The sequence below is a fragment of the Flavobacterium psychraquaticum genome, assembly GCF_034497725.1.
Classification (GTDB): Bacteria; Bacteroidota; Bacteroidia; order Flavobacteriales; family Flavobacteriaceae; genus Flavobacterium; species Flavobacterium psychraquaticum.
The window spans coordinates 831,954-856,293 of the sequence record NZ_JAXKVR010000030.1; the positions used below are offsets into that span (position 1 = coordinate 831,954).

At 34.9% G+C, this 24,340-nt stretch carries 13 protein-coding genes; all 13 read left to right on the plus strand.

The features are described from left to right. Positions 1-216: 216 nt before the first annotated feature. The 13 genes from T1L09_RS13615 (at position 217) to sov (ending at position 24,283) form a co-directional block, all read left to right on the plus strand. Positions 217-1,485, plus strand: coding sequence for a c-type cytochrome (locus T1L09_RS13615; protein ID WP_322551517.1), 1,269 nt, complete (start codon positions 217-219; stop codon positions 1,483-1,485). Positions 1,486-1,513: 28 nt separating this feature from the next. After that, the gene (locus T1L09_RS13620) at positions 1,514-4,567 is read left to right on the plus strand and encodes a TAT-variant-translocated molybdopterin oxidoreductase (RefSeq protein ID WP_322551518.1); all 3,054 of its coding nucleotides are present in this window, start codon (positions 1,514-1,516) and stop codon (positions 4,565-4,567) included. Between the two features lie 31 nt (positions 4,568-4,598). Further along, a complete protein-coding gene (gene nrfD / locus T1L09_RS13625) occupies positions 4,599-6,008 on the plus strand; it encodes an NrfD/PsrC family molybdoenzyme membrane anchor subunit (RefSeq protein ID WP_322551519.1) in 1,410 nt (469 codons plus the stop codon). A 4-nt stretch (positions 6,009-6,012) separates the two neighbouring features. Next, positions 6,013-6,537 carry a DUF3341 domain-containing protein gene (locus T1L09_RS13630; RefSeq protein WP_322551520.1) on the plus strand — a complete coding sequence of 175 codons (525 nt, stop codon included), beginning with the start codon at positions 6,013-6,015 and terminating at the stop codon, positions 6,535-6,537. A gap of 9 nt (positions 6,538-6,546) precedes the next feature. Continuing rightward, entirely contained in the window at positions 6,547-7,092 is a 546-nt protein-coding gene (locus T1L09_RS13635; protein WP_322551521.1) for a c-type cytochrome, read from the plus strand. Positions 7,093-7,119: 27 nt separating this feature from the next. Then, positions 7,120-8,598 carry a quinol:cytochrome C oxidoreductase gene (locus tag T1L09_RS13640; protein ID WP_322551522.1) on the plus strand — a complete coding sequence of 493 codons (1,479 nt, stop codon included), beginning with the start codon at positions 7,120-7,122 and terminating at the stop codon, positions 8,596-8,598. A 21-nt stretch (positions 8,599-8,619) separates the two neighbouring features. After that, positions 8,620-9,768 (plus strand): cytochrome c oxidase subunit II, encoded by a 1,149-nt coding sequence (locus tag T1L09_RS13645; protein WP_322551523.1) that lies wholly within the window; start codon positions 8,620-8,622, stop codon positions 9,766-9,768. Between the two features lie 29 nt (positions 9,769-9,797). Further along, positions 9,798-11,564, plus strand: a complete 1,767-nt coding sequence (locus tag T1L09_RS13650) for a cytochrome c oxidase subunit I (protein WP_322551524.1) — start codon at positions 9,798-9,800, stop codon at positions 11,562-11,564. A gap of 75 nt (positions 11,565-11,639) precedes the next feature. Beyond that, entirely contained in the window at positions 11,640-12,662 is a 1,023-nt protein-coding gene (ruvB, locus tag T1L09_RS13655) for a Holliday junction branch migration DNA helicase RuvB (protein WP_322551525.1), read from the plus strand. A gap of 317 nt (positions 12,663-12,979) precedes the next feature. Continuing rightward, positions 12,980-13,861 carry a DUF808 domain-containing protein gene (locus tag T1L09_RS13660; RefSeq protein ID WP_322551526.1) on the plus strand — a complete coding sequence of 294 codons (882 nt, stop codon included), beginning with the start codon at positions 12,980-12,982 and terminating at the stop codon, positions 13,859-13,861. 362 nt (positions 13,862-14,223) lie between these two features. Beyond that, positions 14,224-16,506, plus strand: coding sequence for an NADP-dependent malic enzyme (locus T1L09_RS13665; RefSeq protein WP_322551527.1), 2,283 nt, complete (start codon positions 14,224-14,226; stop codon positions 16,504-16,506). Positions 16,507-16,516: 10 nt separating this feature from the next. Further along, on the plus strand, positions 16,517-17,098 hold the full coding sequence (ruvA, locus tag T1L09_RS13670; RefSeq protein WP_322551528.1) for a Holliday junction branch migration protein RuvA: 582 nt from the start codon (positions 16,517-16,519) through the stop codon (positions 17,096-17,098). 63 nt (positions 17,099-17,161) lie between these two features. After that, a complete protein-coding gene (gene sov, locus T1L09_RS13675) occupies positions 17,162-24,283 on the plus strand; it encodes a T9SS outer membrane translocon Sov/SprA (RefSeq protein WP_322551570.1) in 7,122 nt (2,373 codons plus the stop codon). Positions 24,284-24,340: the final 57 nt, after the last annotated feature.

Genomic DNA, 24,340 nt, shown 5'->3' on the forward strand with positions numbered 1-24,340 from the left:
TTTCAATTTATTTGGCTACAAAAATACAATTTAAGTATATAATTGATGAATTAAAATTATTTAGAATTGGTATAAATTACATTTTAAGATAAAGTTAAGGTTTTAATAATAGTTCTATTATTGTATTTTTGTCGGAGTTTTAAAAAAGAAAAAGGTGTGGCTGTTAGTATTCGTTGCTAAAATCATACCAAAAATTAGTTGATAATCATTTTAAATATGAAAAAAGTGGGTAACCATAAATCGTTTTCAAGGATTTTCTTCGGTCTAGCATTCGTGCTAGTAACGTCTTTATCTGCATTCGCACAAGATGCTGCGAAAGGTAAAGAATTGTTTAACGCCAATTGTGCTGCTTGTCATAAATTAGATGCTAAAGCTACCGGGCCAATGCTCCGTAATGTTGCTGCTAAATATGATACAGAATGGTTGTACAAATGGATTAAAAACAGTGGAGATTTAATCAAGTCGGGAGATGCGCAAGCAATTAAAGTGTTTGAAGAGAACAACAAGGTTCCAATGTCTGCATTTCCACAATTGTCAAATCAAGATATTGATGATATTTTGGCTTACACGTCAGAGCCGCTTCCTGTTGTCGAAGCTCCTATAGTTGCTCCAGGCACACAAGTTGCTACTGAGGGTTCTGGAATTTCAAACAATGTAATTTTAGGAGCTCTTGCTTTGGTGATGCTAATGTTGGTAATTATGTTGTTTTTAGTAAACAATGTTCTAACTAAGATTACTGCTTCTAAAGGCATTGAGGTCGTTCAAAAAAATCGCTCAGTATTGACTTTTTTCAGAGCTTATGCTAAAAATCAGTTTTTAGTGCTAGTTTCTGTAATTGTTTTACTTTTGGTAAGCGCTTATTTTGCTTATGGGTGGCTGATGCAAATTGGTGTTGATCAGGGTTACGAACCTGTTCAGCCTATTCATTATTCGCACAGAATTCATGCAGGTGAAAACGGTATTGATTGTAAATACTGTCACTCTGCAGCAAGAGTTAGCAAGCATTCGAATATTCCTTCATTGAATGTTTGTATGAACTGTCATAAGAGTATTGGTGAGGTTGCTGAAACTACAGCTACTGAGGAATATTCGAAAGAATTTTATGATGGCGAAATTGCTAAATTATATGACGCAGTTGGATGGGATAAAGATGTTCAATCTTATACCGGGAAAACCAAGCCTGTCAAATGGGTTAGAATTCATAACTTACCAGATCACGTTTACTTCAATCACTCACAACACGTAACTGTTGCCGGTGTAGAATGTCAAACTTGTCACGGACCAGTAGAAGAAATGGAAATTATGCGTCAGCATTCACCGTTAACTATGGGTTGGTGTATTAACTGTCACAGAGAAACTAATGTGAAAGTAGAAGATAACGCTTACTACACAAAGATACATGAAGAACTTTCTAAAAAATACGGTGTGAAGCAGTTAACTGCAGCGCAGATGGGTGGATTAGAATGTGGAAAATGTCACTATTAATAATATTAATTTAAGAAGCTAATATACAATGGCATCAAACAAAAAATACTGGAAAAGTGTTGAGGAACTAAACGAAAATAGTTCTATTGTTGAGACGCTAAGAAACAACGAGTTTGTGGAGCAAATTCCTGTTGATGAATTTTTAGGAGACAAAGATTCTTTGTCTGCCTCATCAACAACTCGTCGTGACTTTTTGAAATATGTTGGATTTAGCACTGCTGCTGCATCTTTAGCGGCATGTGAGGGTCCTGTTGTCAAATCAATTCCTTACGTAGTTCAACCGGAAGAAATTATCCCTGGAGTTGCCGATTTTTATGCAACAACTATGGCTGATGGTTTTGATTTCGCTAACATTTTAATCAAAACTCGTGAGGGTCGTCCTATTAAAGTTGAAAACAATAATTTAGAAGGTGCAAGAACTGGAGCCAATGCTCGTGTTCATGCGTCGGTTCTTTCATTATACGATAGCTTACGTTTAAAGAATCCTAAAATTGCAGGTAAAGATGCGAAATGGGATGAAGTTAATGCTAAAGTAAAAGCAAGTTTAGAAGACGCAAAAGCAACGGGTGGTAATGTGGTTGTATTAACAAATACAATGGCAAGTCCATCGACTGATGCTTTAATTGCTTCTTTAATAGCAAAATATCCTACAACGAAACATGTTGTTTATGATGCAATTTCAGAATCTAATGCTTTAGATGCTTTCCAAGCTGTTTATGGAACGAGAGCTTTAGCGAATTATGATTTCTCAAAAGCAAATACAATTGTCTCTATTGGTGCAGATTTCTTGGGAGATTGGCAAGGTGGAGGTTTTGACGCTGGATACGCTCAAGGTCGCATTCCTAAAAACGGAATGATGTCTAAGCATATTCAAATTGAAGCTAATATGTCTTTAGCTGGTGCTAATGCGGATGTTAGAATTCCTTTAAATATTGCTGCTCAGAAACAAGCTCTAGTAAAGATTTATAATATCGTTACGGGTGCTTCTGTCGGAACATCAAACATCGTTAAATATGATGCAGCGGTAGTTAAAGCTGCAAATCAATTAAAAGCTGCAGGAAGCAAGGGTGTTTTTGTTACTGGTTTAGATGATGTTAATGCACAGTCGTTAGCAATCGCAATTAATCAGGCGCTACAATCGGCAGCATTCAATCCAAGTGATGCGATTTTAACAAGAAAAGGCGATGCAAAAGCTGTTACGCAATTAGTAGCAGATATGAAAGCTGGAAAAGTGCATACATTGATTATGAATGGCGTTAATCCAGTTTATACATTAGCAGATTCAAAAGAATTCGTTAAAGCTTTGAAATCAGTTAAGTTGTCAGTTGCTTTCTCTTTGAAAGAAGACGAAACGGCATCGTTGACAACAATTGCTGCTCCAACACCACATTACTTAGAATCTTGGGGTGATGTTGCAATGACTAGAAGTAATTATAGTTTAATGCAACCTACAATTCGTCCTTTATTTGATACAAAACAATTTCAAGAAGCATTGTTGTCTTGGACTGGTGATACAACTCCTTACTTCGATTTCTTAAAAGGATTTGCTGCTACATCTTTAGCGGGAAAAACTTGGAATCAAGCAGTGCATGATGGATTTATTGCTGGCGGTGCTTCTCCATTAAATGGTGTTGTGGTTAATTCAAATGATGCTGCTATCGCATTGTCTAAAGCTAAATCTAGTAATTTTGATTTAATTTTATATACAAAAGTAGGTTTGGGTGATGGACAACAAGCAAATAATCCTTGGTTACAAGAATTCCCTGACCCTATTACTAGAGTATCTTGGGATAATTATGTAACAGTTTCTAAAGCTGATGCTGAAGCTATCGGAATAGAAAATTGGAATGTTGCAAATGGAGGTCTAAACGGAAGTAACGCAACTATTAAAGTTGGAAACGTTACTTTAGAAAGTGTGCCTGTAATTATTCAACCAGGTCAAGCCAAAGGTACCTTAGGTTTAGCTTTCGGATATGGTAAAAAAGCCGGATTGAAAGAAGAAATGCAAGTAGGTGTTAATGCTTATACTTTATATGCTAACCTGAATTCAAATCAATCAGCAACCATCACTTTAGCTGAAGGAGAACATGAGTTCGCTTGTGTACAATTACAAAAAACATTAATGGGTAGAGGTGATATCATCAAAGAAACTACTCTTGAAATATTTAATACGAAAGAAGCTAAAGATTGGAATATAATGCCAATGGTTTCTTTAGATCACAAACCAACTGCCGCAAAAGACGTAGATTTATGGCAATCTTTTGATCGATCAATCGGACATCATTTCAATTTATCGATTGACTTAAATGCTTGTACAGGTTGTGGAGCATGTGTAATAGCTTGTCATGCTGAAAATAACGTGCCAGTTGTAGGTAAATCTGAAATTAGAAGAAGCCGCGACATGCATTGGTTGCGTATTGACAGGTATTATTCTTCTCAAGAAACATTTGCTGGAGATATCGTTGTAAAAGATGGTGCTTCAGGATTGTTCGATAATGTAAGTACTTTTTCTGCGATGGAAGATCCATCAGAAAATCCACAAGTTGCTTTCCAACCAGTAATGTGTCAACACTGTAATCACGCACCTTGTGAAACAGTTTGCCCTGTTGCTGCAACATCGCATAGTAGAGAAGGTCAAAATCATATGGCATACAACAGATGTGTTGGTACGCGTTATTGCGCTAACAACTGTCCATATAAAGTAAGACGTTTTAACTGGTTCTTGTATAACAAAAACAGTGAGTTTGATTATTTCATGAATGACGATTTAGGCCGTATGGTTATTAATCCAGATGTGAATGTTCGTTCTCGTGGAGTTATGGAGAAATGTTCAATGTGTATCCAAATGACTCAAGCGGTTAAGTTAACTGCTAAGCGAGAAGGTAGAGTAGTAGGTAAGGATGAATTCCAAACCGCTTGTTCTGCAGCTTGTTCAAGTGGCGCAATGAAATTTGGAGATATTAATGATTCTGAATCTGATGTTGCTAAATTACTAGAAGACGAAAGAATGTACCATTTATTAGAGCACATCGGAACAAAACCAAACGTGATGTATCACGTGAAAGTTAGAAACGATAAATAAGTATTAATTAACAGAAACAATATAAAGGAATATGTCGTCTCATTACGAAGCACCCATTAGAAAACCTTTAGTAGTAGGAAGTAAATCTTACCACGATGTAACGGTAGATGTTGCTAGACCTGTAGAAGGTAGAGCTAATAAACTATGGTGGACTGTATTTTCAATAGCCTTAGCCGCATTTTTATGGGGTTTAGGTTGTATGATTTATACTTTAACCACCGGTATTGGAACTTGGGGATTAAATAAAACAGTAGGTTGGGCTTGGGATATCACCAATTTCGTTTGGTGGGTAGGTATCGGTCATGCTGGTACTTTAATTTCAGCTGTATTATTATTATTCCGTCAAAAGTGGAGAATGGCAATTAACCGTTCTGCAGAAGCAATGACGATTTTCTCAGTAATGCAGGCAGGTTTATTTCCAATCATTCACATGGGTCGCCCATGGTTGGCATATTGGGTTTTACCTATCCCGAATCAGTTTGGGTCATTGTGGGTGAACTTTAACTCGCCATTACTTTGGGATGTATTCGCAATTTCTACGTATTTATCCGTATCATTAGTTTTCTGGTGGACTGGTTTATTACCTGACTTTGCAATGCTACGTGATAGGGCTGTAACACCTTTTACAAAAAGAGTATATTCTATTCTATCTTTTGGATGGAGTGGAAGAGCAAAAGACTGGCAACGTTTTGAAGAGGTATCTCTTGTATTAGCTGGTTTAGCAACGCCTCTTGTACTTTCTGTACACACAATTGTATCTTTTGACTTTGCTACTTCAGTAATCCCAGGATGGCATACAACTATTTTACCACCTTATTTCGTAGCCGGAGCTATTTTCTCTGGATTCGCAATGGTAAATACGTTACTTATCATCATGAGAAAAGTATCAAACCTAGAAGATTATATCACTGTGCAACATATTGAATTAATGAATATTGTTGTAATGATTACAGGTTCTATTGTTGGGGTTGCCTACATAACAGAGCTGTGGGTTGCATGGTATTCAGGTGTTGAATACGAACAATATGCCTTCTTGAATAGAGCAACAGGACCATACTGGTGGGCTTATTTCTTCATGATGTTCTTCAACGTTGTTTCGCCACAAGTAATGTGGTTTAAGAAAGTTAGAACTAACATTATGGCATCATTCGTAATCGCTATTATTGTGAACATCGGAATGTGGTTCGAGCGTTTTGTAATTATCGTTACTTCTTTACATAGAGATTATTTACCTTCTTCATGGACTATGTTCCAACCAACATTTGTTGATGCAGGTATTTTCATAGGAACAATCGGGTTTTTCTTTGTATTATTCTTATTATATTCTAGAAGTTTCCCTGTAATTGCACAAGCTGAAGTAAAAACTATTTTGAAAGGTTCAGGTGACAATTTTAAGAGAGCAAGAGAACAAAACGGATCTAATCATTCAGATAATCATTAATATCATGAGTAATAAAGTAATACACGCTATATATAATGATGATGATATTTTAATGGATGCTGTTAAGCAAACTAGAGCAGCTCATCATCATATTGAAGAAATTTATACACCATTCCCAGTTCATGGTTTGGACAAAGCAATGGGACTTGCGCCTACGAGATTAGCTATTTGTTCTTTCCTTTATGGGGTAGTTGGTTTATCTTTTGCTACTTGGATGATGAATTTTATCATGATTCAAGACTGGCCACAAGACATTGGTGGTAAACCAAGTTTTAGTTATATTGATAACATGCCGGCTTTCGTTCCTATTATGTTCGAATTAACAGTGTTTTTCGCTGCCCACTTAATGGTTATTACTTTTTATATGAGAAGTAAATTATGGCCATTTAAAGCAGCAGAAAATCCTGATGTTAGAACTACTGATGATCACTTCTTAATGGAAGTTGGAATTCATGGTAACGAAGATGAATTAATTTCATTTTTTACAAAAACTGGTGCAGTTGAAGTTAAAGTAGTAGATAAGCATTAATAGATAGTTATGAAAAGTTTATATAAAATAGTAGCAGTAGTAGGTTTGTCTTTTTTGGCAACTTCTTGTTTCGATAAATCAAAACCTAACTATCAGTTTTTCCCTAACATGTATGAAGCAGTTTCTTATGAAACCTATTCGGAGCATGATGTTTTTAAAGGAGGAGTAGAAGCTCAAAAGCCAGTTGATGGCTCTGTAAAAAGAGGCTTTGTTCCTTATGAAATTGCAAACACACCTGAAGGTTACATTTTAGCAAAAGCTACTTTGAAATCTCCTTTAGACGCTACAATGATTGACGCGAAAAAAGGAAAGGAATTGTATAATATTTATTGTGCAATTTGTCATGGTGAAAAAGGTGATGGAAAAGGAAATTTAGTCGTAAAAGAAAAATTTCTTGGAGTCCCAAGTTATGCAGATAGAGAGATTACTGAAGGTAGTATTTATCACGTAGTTACTTACGGTTTGAACTCAATGGGTTCACATGCTAATCAATTGACGCAAAACGAGAGATGGCAAGTAGCAGATTACGTTTTAAAACTTAAAGCGGGATTATAATAGTAAAAATTTCTGAAAATTATAGATATGAATACGTACACGTTTTCAAGTAAATTAAAAACATTTTCATTTATCCTTATGGCTTTAGGCTTTGTAGGAATTGTTGTAGGATTTTTAAATGCTCCTAAAACTATTGAAGATGTAGAAAAAATATTAGCAGATACTCATCACCATGAGGCTGCTCATGTAGAAAAACCTACACATGATGTTCATACGCATGCGGTAGCTATTGATACAGCTAAAACAAGTGAAGTAACTACTCAAACTGTTTCAGATTCTGCTGTAGCTGCTAATAAAGTTGCCGATACTGCTGCCTCAGTAGTTGCTGATGCTAAAGTTAATGCTCCTAAAAAAGAAACTGTCGCTCATGATGCAAATCACGACAAAGGACATGCTGAACATGTTTTACACCAGTTGCAAAACAAACCTTGGGCTGCTTTATATGTAGCATGTATCTTCTTTATGTTGATTTCTGTTGGTGTTTTAGCTTTTTACGCTATTCAATATGCTTCACAAGCAGGATGGTCTCCAATTCTTTACAGAGTTATGGAAGGGATTACTGCTTATTTATTACCAGGTTCTATCATTTTCTTTATTTTATTAGTATTGTCTTCATTACATTTCAATCATTTATTTGCTTGGATGAATCCAGATGTTATTAATCCAGAACATGTTGATTTTGATAAATTAATTTTCAACAAAAAAGGATGGTTAAACGCTACTAGATTTTTAATCACTGCAGCTTTATTTTTAGGAGTATGGAATTATTTCCGTTTCAAATTTGTAAAAAACTCATTAGAACAAGATACAGCTACTGATAACGCTCCATACAAAAGAAATTTCAAATTGGCTGCTGCATTTTTAGTGATTTTCATCGTTACAGAATCTATTATGTCTTGGGACTGGATTATGTCTGTAGATCCACACTGGTATAGTACTTTATTTGGATGGTATGTATTTGCAAGTTTCTTTGTAAGTGGAATTACTGTTATCGCATTAGTTACTATTTATTTAAAAACTAAAGGTTATTTACCTAATGTGAATACAAGTCATATCCATGATTTAGCTAAATTTATGTTTGGTTTAAGTATCTTCTGGACGTATTTATGGTTCTCTCAATTCATGTTAATTTGGTATTCTAATATTCCTGAAGAAGTAACTTACTTTGTAACAAGAATTCAACATTATAACTTCCCATTCTTCGGAATGTTGATAGTAAACTTTATTTTCCCATTGTTAATACTTATCAATACTGATTTCAAACGTCTATCTTGGATTGTTGTTTTAGCTGGGGTATTACTTTTATTCGGACATTATATCGATTTCTTCGTGATGATTATGCCTGCAACGGTTGGTGATCAATGGTTCATCGGTATTCCAGAAATTGGAGCATTAATGTTCTTCTTAGGTCTATTTATCTTTATCGTGTTTAATGCACTTACTAAAGCACCAATCGAACCAAAAGGAAATCCGTTTATTGAGGAAAGTAAACATTTTCATTATTAATAGTTAAAAAAGAAATATAAAATGACAAGTTTCTTCGTTTTTACAGTTATAGTTTTAATCGGTATTGCCGTTTGGCAACTGACAAAAATTTTTGACTTAACACAAATTGGGGGCGTTTCTGAGAAGTCGGAAATCGCTACTGACAATGATAATAGTGTTAATGGTTATTTAATGTTCGGCTTTTTAGGATTTATTTATATTTTTACTATCTATGCATTATACGCTTGGGGAGAGTTTGTTTTAGGAACTCCAGGTTCAGAGCATGGTAAAGATGTAGACAACTTAATGGCTATCTCAATGGTTATTATTTTCTTCGTGCAGACTGTAACACAGTTTTTATTACATTATTTTGCTTTCAAATACAGAGGTAAAGAAGGAAGAAAGGCGTTGTATTTTGCTGATAATAACAAGTTAGAAGCAATTTGGACAATTATTCCTGTAATAGTGTTAGCTGGTTTAGTTATGTACGGTTTGTATACATGGAATTCTATCATGTTCGTAGATGAAGAAGATAAACAAGATGCTATTATTGTCGAGCTATATGCAAAGCAATTTGGATGGGAAGCACGTTATGCCGGTGATGATAAAACCTTAGGTAAAGCAAACGTAAGATTAATCGAAGGAATCAATACCTTGGGTGTAGATTTGGCTGATCCTGCGGCGCAAGATGATAAAGTTGTTACTGAGTTACACTTGCCAGTAGGTAAGAAAGTAATTTTCAAAATACGTTCTCAAGATGTTTTACATTCAGCATATATGCCACATTTCAGAGCGCAAATGAACTGCGTTCCTGGTATGATAACGCAATTTGCTTTTACACCAAGTGTAACAACAACGGATATGAGAAATGACGAGGCTATTGTTGCAAAAGTTACCAAAATTAACAAAATTAGAGAGAAGAAAAGTAAAGAGTTAGTAGCGAAGGGTGCTGCTGGCTTGGATCCTTACACTTTTGATTATTTGTTATTATGCAACAAAATTTGCGGTGCATCACACTACAATATGCAAATGAAAATTGTTGTTGATACACCGGCCGATTTTAAAGCTTGGTTAGCTGAAAAGCCTACTTTAGCAGCACAATGGAAAGAAGCAAACGCTCCTGCTGCACCTCCTGTTACTAATGAAATCGTTGTAGATACTACAAAAGCATTAGCTCAAGTTATTAAATAATTATTTATATTTCACATAATAGAATTAATATGTCACACGAACACGGTCATCATAAAGAAACATTCATAACTAAATATATTTTTAGTTTGGATCACAAGATGATAGCAAAACAATACCTTATTTCGGGTTTATTGATGGGTATTGTTGGAGTTGTTTTATCTTTATTCTTCCGTATGCAAATTGCATGGCCTGAAGAATCTTTCGAAATTTTCAAGATATTTTTAGGAGACAACTTTGCTCCTGATGGTGTAATGCGTAATGATATTTATCTTGCATTAGTAACAATTCACGGAACAATAATGGTTTTCTTTGTACTAACAGCGGGTCTGAGCGGTACATTTAGTAATCTTTTAATTCCATTACAGATCGGAGCACGTGATATGGCTTCAGGATTTATGAACATGCTTTCATTTTGGATGTTCTTTGTATCTTGTATTATTATGCTAAGCTCGCTTTTTATTGAATCAGGACCAGCTTCTGCTGGATGGACAATTTATCCACCACTAAGTGCATTGCCACAAGCAATTCCGGGTTCTGGATTAGGAATGACTCTATGGTTAACATCTATGGCAATCTTTATTGCATCTTCTTTAATGGGTTCATTAAATTATGTTGTAACCGTTATCAATTTGAGAACTAAAGGAATGACAATGACAAGATTACCGCTGACAATATGGGCATTTTTTGTAACTGCTATTATTGGTATTGTGTCGTTTCCTGTTTTATTCTCTGCAGCTTTATTATTGATTTTTGATAGAAGTTTCGGTACTTCATTCTTCTTGTCTGATATTTTCATCCAAGGTGAAGTTTTACATTACCAAGGAGGATCACCAGTATTATTTGAACACTTATTCTGGTTCCTAGGGCATCCTGAAGTATATATCGTAATTTTACCTGCAATGGGTCTTGTTTCGGAGATTATTGCAACAAGTTCTAGAAAACCAATTTTCGGTTATAGAGCAATGATCACTTCAATTATTGCTATCGCTTTCTTATCTACAATTGTTTGGGGTCATCACATGTTCGTTTCAGGAATGAATCCTTTCTTAGGTTCTGTGTTTACATTCACAACATTATTAATTGCAATTCCTTCTGCTGTAAAAGCCTTCAACTGGATTACAACTTTGTGGAAAGGTAACTTGCAAATGAATCCTGCAATGTTGTTCTCTATCGGTTTCGTATCTACGTTTATCACTGGGGGTTTAACAGGAATCATTCTTGGAGACAGTACATTAGATATTAACGTGCACGATACTTATTTCGTTATTGCTCACTTCCATTTAGTTATGGGGATATCCGCTTTATATGGTTTCTTCGCTGGAGTTTATCATTGGTTCCCTAAAATGTTTGGTAGAATGTTGAATAAAAACTTAGGTTACGTTCACTTTTGGACAACTGCTGTTTGCGCTTATGGGGTTTTCTTCCCAATGCATTTCATCGGAATGGCTGGATTACCTAGACGTTATTATACAAACTCGGCGTTCCCATTATTTGATGAATTAGCTGATGTAAACGTACTAATTACAATATTCGCTATTGTGGGTGCTGCCTTCCAATTGGCATTTTTCTGGAATTTCTTTTATAGTATTTTTTACGGAAAGAAAGCACCACAAAATCCATGGAGATCTACAACTTTAGAGTGGACTACACCAGTAGAACACATTCATGGTAACTGGCCTGGAGAAATTCCAGAAGTGCACAGATGGCCTTATGATTATAGCAAACCAGGTCATGATGAAGACTTTGTTATGCAAAACGTACCAATGAAAGAAGGAGAAGAAGAATTACATCATTAATATTTTTCACCATACCATACAAACCTCTCCACTCCGGAGAGGTTTTTGTTTTATAACTTTACTATCTTTGTCTTTATGAATGATAATTTGAATCCCAATAAAGAGTCTTTTACGCCGCAAGATATAGATATCGAGAAAGCGTTACGTCCTTTAAGTTTTGATGATTTTGCTGGGCAAGAACAAGTATTAGAAAATCTAATTGTGTTTGTGCAAGCGGCTAATATGAGAAACGAAGCCTTAGATCATACCTTATTTCACGGTCCACCCGGATTAGGAAAAACAACATTGGCTAATATATTGGCTAATGAATTAGGTGTTGGAATCAAAATTACATCAGGTCCGGTTTTAGATAAACCAGGAGACTTAGCCGGATTACTAACCAATCTAGAAGAACGCGATGTTTTATTTATCGATGAAATCCATCGCTTAAGTCCAATTGTCGAAGAGTATTTATATTCAGCAATGGAAGATTTTAAAATTGACATCATGATTGAATCTGGACCTAATGCAAGAACCGTTCAATTAAATTTAAATCCATTCACTTTAGTCGGCGCAACAACACGTTCAGGCTTGTTAACAGCTCCAATGCGTGCTCGTTTCGGAATTCAAAGCCGTTTACAGTATTATAACACCGAATTACTAACTACAATCGTGCAGCGAAGTTCGGCAATCCTTAAAATGCCTATTACAGAAGAAGCCGCGATTGAGATTGCAGGTAGAAGTCGTGGAACACCTCGTATCGCTAATGCACTTTTGCGTCGCGTTAGAGATTTCGCCCAAATCAAAGGAAACGGAAAAATCGATATTGAAATCGCAAAATTTGCATTAAAAGCATTGAATGTAGATGCCCACGGATTAGATGAAATGGATAATAAAATCCTACTAACAATAATCGAAAAATTCAAAGGAGGTCCAGTCGGCCTATCAACCGTTGCCACAGCAGTCTCCGAAAGCAGCGAAACCATCGAAGAGGTATATGAACCATTTTTAATTCAAGAAGGCTTTCTAATGCGCACACCACGCGGCAGAGAAGTTACCGAAAAAGCTTACAAACACTTAGGAAAGGTGAAAGCAAATATACAAGGCGGATTATTTTAAGGGCATTCCCTTTCAGGTCGGGCTATCCGTTCTATCTTTTTGTTTTTAAAGGAAAAACAAAAAGGATGCCACTGCCATCCCTAACGCAAACTTGTAGTAGAATCATATTTTAGATCTTAATTATCCTTCAATTTTGTCATACTTTGTAATTATATCAAATAATACAAAGTATGACAAAATGAATGTACTTTTTAAAATAAAAAAGCTTTCTACGATATAAAAATTGTACAAAATCAAACAAACTTCTTCAAAAACAAAAAACTTTACCGTAGTTTTGAACTTTCCTAAAACAATAACCAAACGCTAAACATAAATATATGGCATCAGGATTTTTTGCAATACTAGACGATATTGCTGCTTTAATGGACGATGTCGCAATGACAAGTAAATTGGCAGCGAAGAAAACAGCAGGAATTTTAGGAGACGATTTAGCGGTAAATGCCGAAAAAGCAACTGGTTTTGTGTCGCAAAGAGAAATCCCGGTCCTCTGGGCAGTTACAAAAGGTTCGTTTATCAATAAACTTATTATTTTACCTATAGTTTTCGTTTTAAATTGGTTGTATCCGCCCGCTATAAAAATGGCTTTAATTATAGGTGGAGTATATCTGGCCTATGAGGGAATGGAGAAAATAGTAGAATATATTTTTCACCGTTCTAAAAAAGCGGAAGATGTTATAGCAGAAAGTAATCTTGAAGTTAGTGATGCGAATTCGGAAAAAGCAAAAGTAAATTCTGCTATAAAAACCGATTTTATCCTATCACTTGAAATCATTATTATAGCTTTAGGAACCGCTTTAGAAAAACAGCATCCACTTATTACTCAGATTTTAAGTGTTACAATTGTTGCAATTATAGCTACTGTAGGCGTTTATGGAATTGTCGCATTAATTGTAAGAATGGATGATGCCGGCTATTATTTAATGAGAAAATCCCAAAACAAAGGTTTCTTATCAAGCGTAGGAGAAACTTTAATTAAAGCTTTGCCAGTTGTCATCAAGTCGCTTGCCGTCATTGGAACAGTAGCACTTATTTTAGTTTCGGGAGGAATTTTTATGCATAATATTGAATATATTCATCACCTTGTGCCGCAAAATATTCCGTCAATAATTGCAGAATTCGGTGTTGGCATCATTTTCGGAATCGTAGCAGTTTTGTTGATGACTGTATTTACGAAAGTGAAAACACTAATTAAAAAATAGAACTTTTTTGGTAGAATTGACATGTTCTCAAAATTGTTTATTTTTGATTCGCTTCTGGCCGTTTTAAACTATATCATTTATAGTATTTAAAACATAAAAGTCTTTAGCTTTAAACTGAAGAAAACGATTTTGTTTTTTCTCGATAAATTAATATGATTAGGTGTGAAAGATAACTGGATAAGATTTAATTTGTTGTTAGTTCTTATTTCTATTACATAAAACGCAATTATATTTTCGTTAAAATCGGCGAGTTTTACTATTATCTAATTTTGAATCTTTTTTTTTTTTTCAAAAGAATGAACAAATAATTTCTAATTTTAGCTTCATACCCTTATATTTGTGAGTTAGTAAAATAGAAAATTATGCATAAAGATAGTAAACGTAGAGAAGCCTTATTGTATCACGCAAAACCAACTCCTGGAAAAATTCAGGTAGTTCCTACTAAAAAATATGCTACCCAAAGGGATTTAGCTTTAGCTTATTCGCCAGGCGTAGCAGAGCCTTGTTTAGAAATTCAAAAAGACGTTAATAACGTTTATAAATATACCGCTAAAGGAAATTTAGTAGCCGTAATATCAAATGGAACAGCTGTTTTAGGCTTAGGAGACATTGGTCCCGAAGCTTCAAAACCAGTAATGGAGGGAAAGGGATTGTTGTTCAAAATCTTTGCTGATATTGATGTTTTTGACATCGAAGTAGACACTAAAGACATCGAAGCATTCATTGCTACGGTTAAAAACATTGCACCTACTTTTGGAGGAATTAACCTAGAAGACATTAAAGCACCAGAATCTTTTGAAATTGAAAGACGTTTGGTGGAAGAATTGAATATTCCTGTAATGCATGATGATCAACACGGAACAGCAATTATTTCTTGTGCGGCTCTGATAAATGCTGTTGAATTAGCGGGTAAAAAAATGGAAGAAATTACTATGGTAGTTTCTGGAGCTGGTTCGGCCGCTATTGCTTGTGCTAATTTATACGTTGCTTTCGGTGTTAAGCTTGAAAATATTGTAATGTTCAATAGTAAAGGTGCATTGAGAAAAGACGACGCAAGAATTTCAGATATGCAAAGAAAATACGCGACGGACAAACAATACGACTCATTAGGCGATGCTATGAAAGGTGCCGATGTATTCGTTGGTTTGTCTTCCGGCGATATTGTATCTGCAGAAATGTTGTTGGCTATGGCTGATAATCCTGTGGTTTTTGCTTTGGCGAATCCATTACCAGAAATTGCTTACGATTTAGCGATTGCGACTCGTAAGGATATTATTATGGCGACTGGCCGTTCAGATCATCCTAATCAGGTGAATAATGTACTAGGATTTCCTTATATTTTTAGAGGGGCTTTAGATGTTAGAGCTACCAAGATTAATGAAGAAATGAAAAAAGCAGCAGTCGTTGCTTTAGCAGAATTAGCAAAAGAATCAGTGCCAGAACAAGTGAATATTGCTTATGGCGAAACTAAATTAACGTTTGGTCGTGATTATATTATTCCAAAACCTTTTGATCCAAGATTAATCTCAGCCGTGGCGCCAGCTGTTGCAAAAGCAGCAATGGATTCGGGTGTTTCATTAGCACCAATTACAGATTGGGAAAAATATAAAGACGAATTGTTAGAGCGAATGGGTTCTGATAATAAAATGATTCGTTTATTAACCAACAGAGCTAGAACCAATCCAAAACGTATTGTTTTTGCAGAAGCAGATCAGATTGATGTGTTAAAAGCAGCTCAAATTGTTCATGAAGAAGGTATCGGTTTTCCAATTTTATTAGGAAATCAAGAAATTATAAAAGAATTAAAAGCAGAAATTGGTTTTGATGTTGATGTGCCAATTTTCGACCCTAAAACGGAAGAAGCCGCTACAAGAAGACACGAATTTGCGACGCACTTTTGGGAATCTAGAAAAAGAAAAGGAGTTACTTTTTATGAAGCTGAAAAATGGATGCGTGAACGTAATTATTTCGGTTTAATGATGGTAAACACAGGGGAAGCAGATGCTATGGTTACGGGACATTCGAGAAGTTATCCTTCAACAATTAAGCCGGTAATGCAATTAATAGGAAGAGCGCCTGGCGTTTCTAAAATCGCTACTACCAATATGATGATGACGACTAGAGGCCCTGTTTTCTTGTCGGACACTGCAATAAATCCAAATCCAACCGCGCAAGAATTAGCAAGAATTGCTTTAATGACGGCAAAAACAGTTAGAATGTTTGGAATGGAACCTGTAATTGCTATGGTTTCTTTTTCAAACTTTGGTTCTTCAAACTATGAAGGTCCTAATAAAGTAAGAGAAGCAGTTGCTTATTTGCACGAGAATTTCCCTGATTTAATCGTGGATGGAGAAATTCAGAGTGACTTCGCTTTGAACCCAGAATTACTTAAAAGTAAATTCCCTTTCTCTAAATTGGTAAATAAAAAAGTTAATACACTTATTTTCCCTAATTTAGACGCGGCAAATATTACCTACAAACTTTTAAAAGAGTTAAATAAAGCAGATTCTATAGGTCCAATTATTTTAGGTTTAGACAAACCGGTTCACGTTTTTCAATTAGGGGCAAGTGTAGAAGAAATGGTAAATATGGCTGCAGTTGCTGTAGTAGATGCTCAAGAAAAAGGAAAAAAACAAATAAAGTAATAAGTAAATTATGATAGCACACATCCAGGGAAGATTAGTTGAAAAAACTCCTACCGAAGTAATTATTGATTGTAATGGTGTGGGCTATCATATTAATATTTCCTTACATACTTATTCTTTATTGCCGGATTCGGAAAGTTTAAAATTATTCACTTTTTTACAAATTAAAGAAGACGGACATACCTTGTACGGATTCGTAGAAAAACAAGAACGCGAATTATTTAAATTATTAATTTCGGTTTCGGGAGTAGGAGCAAGTATCGCACGAACTATGCTTTCATCATTGCCACCCAGTCATATTATTCAAGCTATTGCTTCAAATGATGTGGGAACAATGCAATCCATGAAAGGTATTGGTGCAAAAACCGCACAACGCATTATTCTAGATTTAAAAGAGAAAGTGTTAAAAGTGTACAATTTAGACGAAGTTTCAGTGACTGAGAGCAATACAAACAAAGATGAAGCGTTATCTGCTTTAGAAGTCTTAGGTTTTGCAAGAAAAATTGCTGAAAAAGCATTAGATAAAATTATTAGAGAAACCCCAAATGCCTCTGTAGAAAATTTAATAAAACAAGCTTTAAAAAATTTATAAAACTTGAAAAAAACGGCAATAAAAGCAATAGCATACATAAAATATAGTTTTGCATTCATAGTAATGTTGTTTTCCTTCTCACTACAAGCACAAGTAGACGAAGAAAAAGACAGCGTAAGAACGGGAGTAGATTTAGGTAAACTAAAAATACCAAACCCCAAAAGTATCGCAGAGTTATACTCTTATAATGCCGCTACAGATCGCTATATTTATACGAGTACTGTTGGTGATTTCAATATCAAATATCCCTTAATATTAACTTCTGAACAATATCAAGAGTTAATACTTCGCGAAGAAATGCGCAAGTATTATCAACAAAAATCAGCGGCTATTGATGGTAAAAAAGCAGGTTCAGAAGAAGCTCAGAAAAATTTATTGCCTAAATATTACGTAAATTCTAAGTTTTTTGAAGCCATATTTGGAAGTAATACCATCGACGTAAAACCAACAGGAACAGTAGATTTAGATTTAGGTGTTAGATTTACAAAACAAGATAATCCGTCGTTTTCGCCACGAAACCGAAAAACGACTAGTTTCGATTTTGATCAGCGAATTAGCGTAGGAATTCAAGGAAAAGTAGGGACAAGATTGAGCGTAAATATCAATTACGATACGCAATCAACATTTGCATTCCAAAACTTAATTAAATTAGAATACGCGCCAACGGAAGATGATATCATCAAGAAAATTGAAGTCGGAAATGTAAGTTTTCCATTATCAAATTCATTAGTTCGCGGAGCACAAAGTTTATTTGGTGTTAAAGCGCAATTGCAATTTGGAAAAACTACTTTCACAGGAGTTTTCTCCGAACAAAAATCACAAACTAAATCGGTAACTTCTCAAGGCGGAGGAACATTACAAGATTTTGAGGTTTTCGCTTTAGATTATGATGCAGATCGGCACTATTTTTTATCTCAATATTTTAGAAACAAATACGACAAGGCTTTAGCGACTTACCCTTACATTAATTCTCGTGTTCAAATTACTCGTATTGAAGTTTGGGTTACCAACAAACAAAATAGAGTTAGCAATACCGAAAACAATTTACGAAATATTATTGCACTTCAAGATTTAGGAGAATCGCAAATTTTTGGTCAGTCAGATGCCTCGATTGTTGGGGTGTCAACTCCCGGATTTTTCAATGCAGCACCAGACACACCATCAAACAATGCAAATAATAAATTTGACCCTTCAAACATTGGAAGTAATTTCTTAAATAACAATATCCGAGATGTTTCAACTGCTTTGAATGGTTTTAATAATCCAGGAATGGCAGAAGGAGTTGACTTCGCTAAACTAGAAAACGCAAGAAAATTAACAGCTTCGGAATATTCATTTCATCCTCAATTAGGATATATTTCACTTAATCAACGTTTAACGAATGATGAAGTTTTAGCAGTTTCTTACCAGTACACCATTGGAGATCAGGTATATCAAGTTGGGGAATTTGGAACAGACGGTGTAGATGCTACAAATGTAGATCCTGTGGGAGTGCCAACTTCGCAAGCTTTGTTACTTAAAATGTTGAAATCTAATTTAGTAGTTGTAGCAGAACCGGCTTGGAATTTGATGATGAAAAATATTTATCAAACAGGCGGCTATCAATTAGAGCAAGAAGATTTTAAATTAAATATATTATACACTGATCCTTCACCATTGAATTACATTACGCAAGCTGGAGTTGATCCCCTGCCTGCAGATGTGCAAGAAACGCCACTTTTAAAAGTGTTCAATGTTGATAAATTAAATTATACTAATGATCCACAAGCGGGAGGAGACGGTTTTTTTGATTTTATTCCTGGTTTAACAATCGATGCTCAAAAAGGTAGAATTATTTTTACAACTGTAGAGCCTTTTGGAAAACACTTATTTGAGAAATTAAGATTAAATGCATCGGAAGATTATGATGGAGCACTATATAACTCTAATCAAACAAAATACGTTTTTAGAAACTTATATAAAACAACACAAGCAGCTGCTTTACAAGAAAGTGGAAAAAATAAATTCCAAATAAAGGGACGTTACAAATCAATGGGTGGCGACGGAATTTCTATTGGTGCTTTTAACGTGCCGCAGGGTTCTGTTGTAGTAACCGCCGGCGGAAGATTGTTAGTTGAAGGTGTAGATTATACAGTGAATTATCAAATGGGAAAAGTAAATATTACAGATCCAGCACTTCAAGCTTCAAATACACCAATTGAAGTTTCGGTAGAAAATAATTCGGTTTTTGGACAACAAACGAGAAGATTTTGGGGTATTAACGTAGAACATAAATTCAACGATAAATTCTTGGTAGGAGCAACGATTTTAAACATGTCAGAAAGACCGTTTACTACGAAATCTAATTACGGACAAGAATCAGTAAATAACTCTATTTTTGGGTTAAATGCCAATTATTCCACTGAAGTTCCTTTCTTAACGCGCTTGGTTAATAAATTACCTAATATTGATACCGATGTACCTTCTAATATCTCTTTTAGAGGAGAATTTGCCTATTTAAAACCAGGAACATCTAAAACAGATCAATTTAATGGTGAGGCTACAACTTATATTGATGACTTTGAAGGTTCTCAATCTACAATCGACATGCGTTCGCCCTTGGCTTGGAGTTTAGCAAGTGTTCCATTAGAGGATAATTATGATGGCGATGCAACTGCAAACGAACCTGCTGTCGATGATTTATCAATTGGTTATAAAAGAGCAAAAATGTCTTGGTACAGTATTGATCCGCTCTTCTATACACAGCCTCCAAGTGGAGTCTCCGATACTGAATTGTCGTTTAATAAATCGAGAAGAATTTTTAGTAGAGAGTTATATCCTGTAACCGATATTGCACAAGGGCAAACAACAGTAATTAATACACTAGATTTAACTTATTCCCCAAAAGACCGAGGGCCTTACAACTATAATCCCGATTTGGCGGCTACTAATCAATTCTCAGACGCCGAGGCACTTAATAACTGGGCGGGTGTTGTGCGTCCGATAAATTCAACTAATTTTGAACAATCCAACGTAGAATATATTCAATTTTGGGTGATGGATCCATTTTACGGGAACACAGGTGATGTCATCGATCCTACGAATGAAGGTAAAATCGTATTCAATTTAGGAGAAATTTCAGAAGATATTTTGAGAGACGGTAAAAAGTCTTATGAAAATGGTCTTCCAGAGCCAGGTTCATCGTCGCCAACAATTTCCACAACTTGGGGACAAGTACCAGCTTCTCAATCATTAATTTATGCATTTGATACCTCAGAGGCCAATAGAGCCGCACAAGATGTGGGGTTTGACGGTTTATCGGATTTGGAAGAAGCAGCAAAGTATCCACTATTTAGTGGGCAACCCGATCCATCTGCCGATAATTATAATTTTTATCTAAATTCTGGTGGAAGTATTGTAAATCGTTATAGAGATTATAATGGGACACAAGGAAATTCACCAGTAAATGTAACAGATACAAACAGAGGAAATACCACGTATCCCGATGTAGAAGACATCAATCGCGACAATACAATGAACACGATTAATGCTTATTTTAAATTTGAAGTACCTATTAAATTATATCCAGAAGGCGGAGTTCCTGTAGGTCAAAATTATATTGCTGATTTTAGAGAAATAAATAGTGGCATAGAGTTACCGAATGGACAATCGGGCAAAGCAAGATGGATTTTATATAAAATTCCAATCTTAGAATTTACAAATGCAAATAAAGTTGGCCCAATTACAGATTTCCGTTCGATTCGATTCATGCGCATGTATATGGCTGGGTTTAAAGAGGAAGTTACCCTTAGATTTGGTGCTTTAGATTTAGTACGAGGTGAATGGAGAAGATTTACAAACACTTTGGACATTGCAGATCCTAACTTGGATGATGATAATACAGGATTTGATGTAGTAGCGCTAAATATTCAAGAAAATGGAAATAGAAGTCCTATTAAATATGTAACGCCTCCAGGTGTTATTCGTGAGCAATTGTATAACAACAACACAGTTATAAATCAAAATGAGCAATCACTTTCGTTGAGAGTATATAAGAAAGATCAAACAATTGCAGGTTTAGGCGGATTGGAAATTCAGGATTCAAGAGCAGTTTTCAAAAACGTAAGTGTAGATATGCGTCAATTTAAGAAACTACGAATGTTTTTGCATGCCGAAGCAATAGAAGGAAATACAGATGGTGATCGTTTGCAAGACGATGAAATGATTGCATTTATTCGCTTTGGAAATGATTTCACAGACAACTTCTATCAGGTAGAAATGCCATTGAAAGTTACGCCTCACGGTACATCTTCTGCAGAAGATATATGGCCAGAGGAAAATGAAATAGCCTTACCACTCGAATATTTAACGGCACTTAAAATTTTAAAATTACAAAACGATCCTAATATTATTGTAGATGCGAACGGAATTGGCTTTATCGAAGAAGAAAATGCTGTAATTGGTTCACCTAATAATAGATTGACATTAGGAATTAAAGGAAATCCAAATTTTGGTTTGGTTAGAACTTTAATGATTGGTGTGAAAAACAAATCAGGTGAAGTTCAAAGAGGCGAGGTTTGGTTCAATGAGTTGCGTATTTCAGATATGGATAATAAAGGGGGATATGCAGCGATTGCAAACGTAGACACTAATTTAGCTGATTTTGCTAATATTTCTGCAACAACACGCATTAGTACCATCGGATTTGGTTCATTAGAACAAGGGCCAAATGAAAGAAGCAGAGAAGATGTTTTTCAATATGATATTGTTACTAATGTTAACTTAGGAAAATTATTACCAAAGAAATGGGGAATTAATCTACCATTCAATTATGGAGTTGGTGAAGAAACAATTACACCAAAATTTGATCCTTTCTATCAAGATATTGAGTTAGATCAATTGTTGGCAATCACAAATGATGCAACTGAACGTGCAAATATTGAAAATAGAGCTATTGACTATACAAAACGTACAAGTCTAAATTTTATTGGTGTTAGAAAAGAACGAAATCCTGAGAAGAAAGCGAACTTTTATGATGTGGAAAACTTAACACTTTCCTATTCTTTAAACGAAATGGAACACCACGATTATGAAATAGAAAGCCTAGAAGATAAACAAAACAGAACCTCCGTAGATTATGCTTATTCATTTAAGCCGCTTGTGGTGGAACCTTTCAAGAATTCAAAAACTCTTAAGAAAAGTGGTTATTATAAAATGTTAAGTGATTTTAATTTTAATTTTTTACCATCAAATATCAACTTTAGTTCTACTATTTTACGCCAGTTTAATAAACAGCGCTTTAGATTAGTAGATGTGCAAGGAATTGGTCTTGGAGATTTATACAGAAGAAATTACTTCTTCAATTATCAGTATGGATTTAATTACAACCTTACGAAATCGTTGCGTGTAAATTATACAGCTTCATCAAATAATATTGTTAAAAATTATTTAGACGAAAATAGTTTACCCATTGACGGACTTGATATTTGGGATGATTATTGGAATATTGGAGAATCAAATCAACACAACCAACAATTTGTTGTGAATTATGATTTACCAATCAATAAAATTCCGGTTTTGGCTTTTGTAAAATCGACCTATATTTACACAGGAGATTATAACTGGCAACGTTCATCAGATGCTTTTTCTACAATTGAAGCAGAAGACGGAACAAGTTATACCTTAGGAAACACCATTCAAAATGCAAGTTCGCACAAGTTGAATACAACTTTTTCTATGGATGCTTTTTATAAATACATTGGTTTAACACCTAATAAAACAAACAAAACAAAAGTTAAAAAACCTACTACAGCTCCCGTTCCTGGGCAAAAATTGGTAGCTGCTCCGAAAAACACATCTACGGAAAGAAATGTTTTTATGAAAGGTTTGATTGGGTTGGTAACAAGTGTAAAAACAATTCAAGCTAATTTTACCCAAAATGAAGGAACGGTTCTTCCGGGATATTTGCCTGGTTTAGGTTTCTTTGGCTCGTCAAAACCAACGTTGGGATTTGTTTTCGGTAGTCAGGCAGATGTGCGATACGAAGCGGCTAGAAATGGATGGTTAACATCTTTTCCAGAATTTAATCAGAATTATACACAAGTGAAAAATAAACAAATGAATATTACAGCAGATGTAGTTCCATTTCCAGATTTAAAAATTACGCTATCTGGCGATAGAACTTATGCCTATAATTATTCAGAACAATATGATGTAACTTCAGGACAATATAATTCGCGCTCGCCTTACGATTTTGGGAATTTTAATATTTCGACAATTTTGATTAAAACAGCATTTGATCAAAGTGATGTTAATTTTTCTCAAGCTTTCCAAGATTTTAGAGATAATAGACTAATTGTCGCAGATCGATTAGCAAATAAATACTATGGAACAACATCTTTCCCCAGAGATGCGGAAGGATATCCTGTAGGATATGGAAAAAATAGTCAACAAGTATTATTGCCATCATTTGTAGCAGCATATTCAGGTAAGGAAGCCGGAAAAGTTTCAACTGGCGTATTCAGAGATGTTCCTTTGCCAAACTGGAATGTGAAGTATACTGGTTTAATGCGCTATACATGGTTTAAAGATAAATTTAAAACCTTCTCTGTGCAGCACGGTTATCGAGCAAGTTATAACGTAAATGCTTTTCGTTCTAATTTAAATACTACGCCAACAGATGCTAATGGAAATTTCTATGCAAGCAAGTTAATTTCAAATGTAAATTTAGCAGAACAATTTAATCCCTTGGTAAAAGTAGACATGACCTTGAAAAACTCAATCAAACTTTTAGCAGAAATTAAAAAAGATCGAACCTTAAATATGAGTTTTGACAATAATCTCCTGACAGAAGTTTCGGGTAACGAATATATAATAGGATTAGGATATCGCATTAAAGATGTTACCTTTAATTCTGCTTTGGCAGACAATGTTTCAGGAGTAATCAGAAGCGATGTAAACATAAAAGCAGATTTTTCACTTCGTAAAAACAATACAATCGTGCGTTATTTAGATTATGATAATAATCAATTAGGGGGCGGGCAAGATATGTGGTCTGTGAAGTTAACTGCAGATTATTCGTTTAGTAGAAACTTAACAGCAATCTTCTTTTATGATCATCAGTTTTCACAAGCGGTTATTTCTACCTCGTTCCCAATTACAAATATAAGATCTGGATTTACATTGCGATATAATTTTGGAAATTAACCAAAAGTTAATTTAACATCGATTTTTTTTAGAATCATAAAAAATAACAAAAAACAT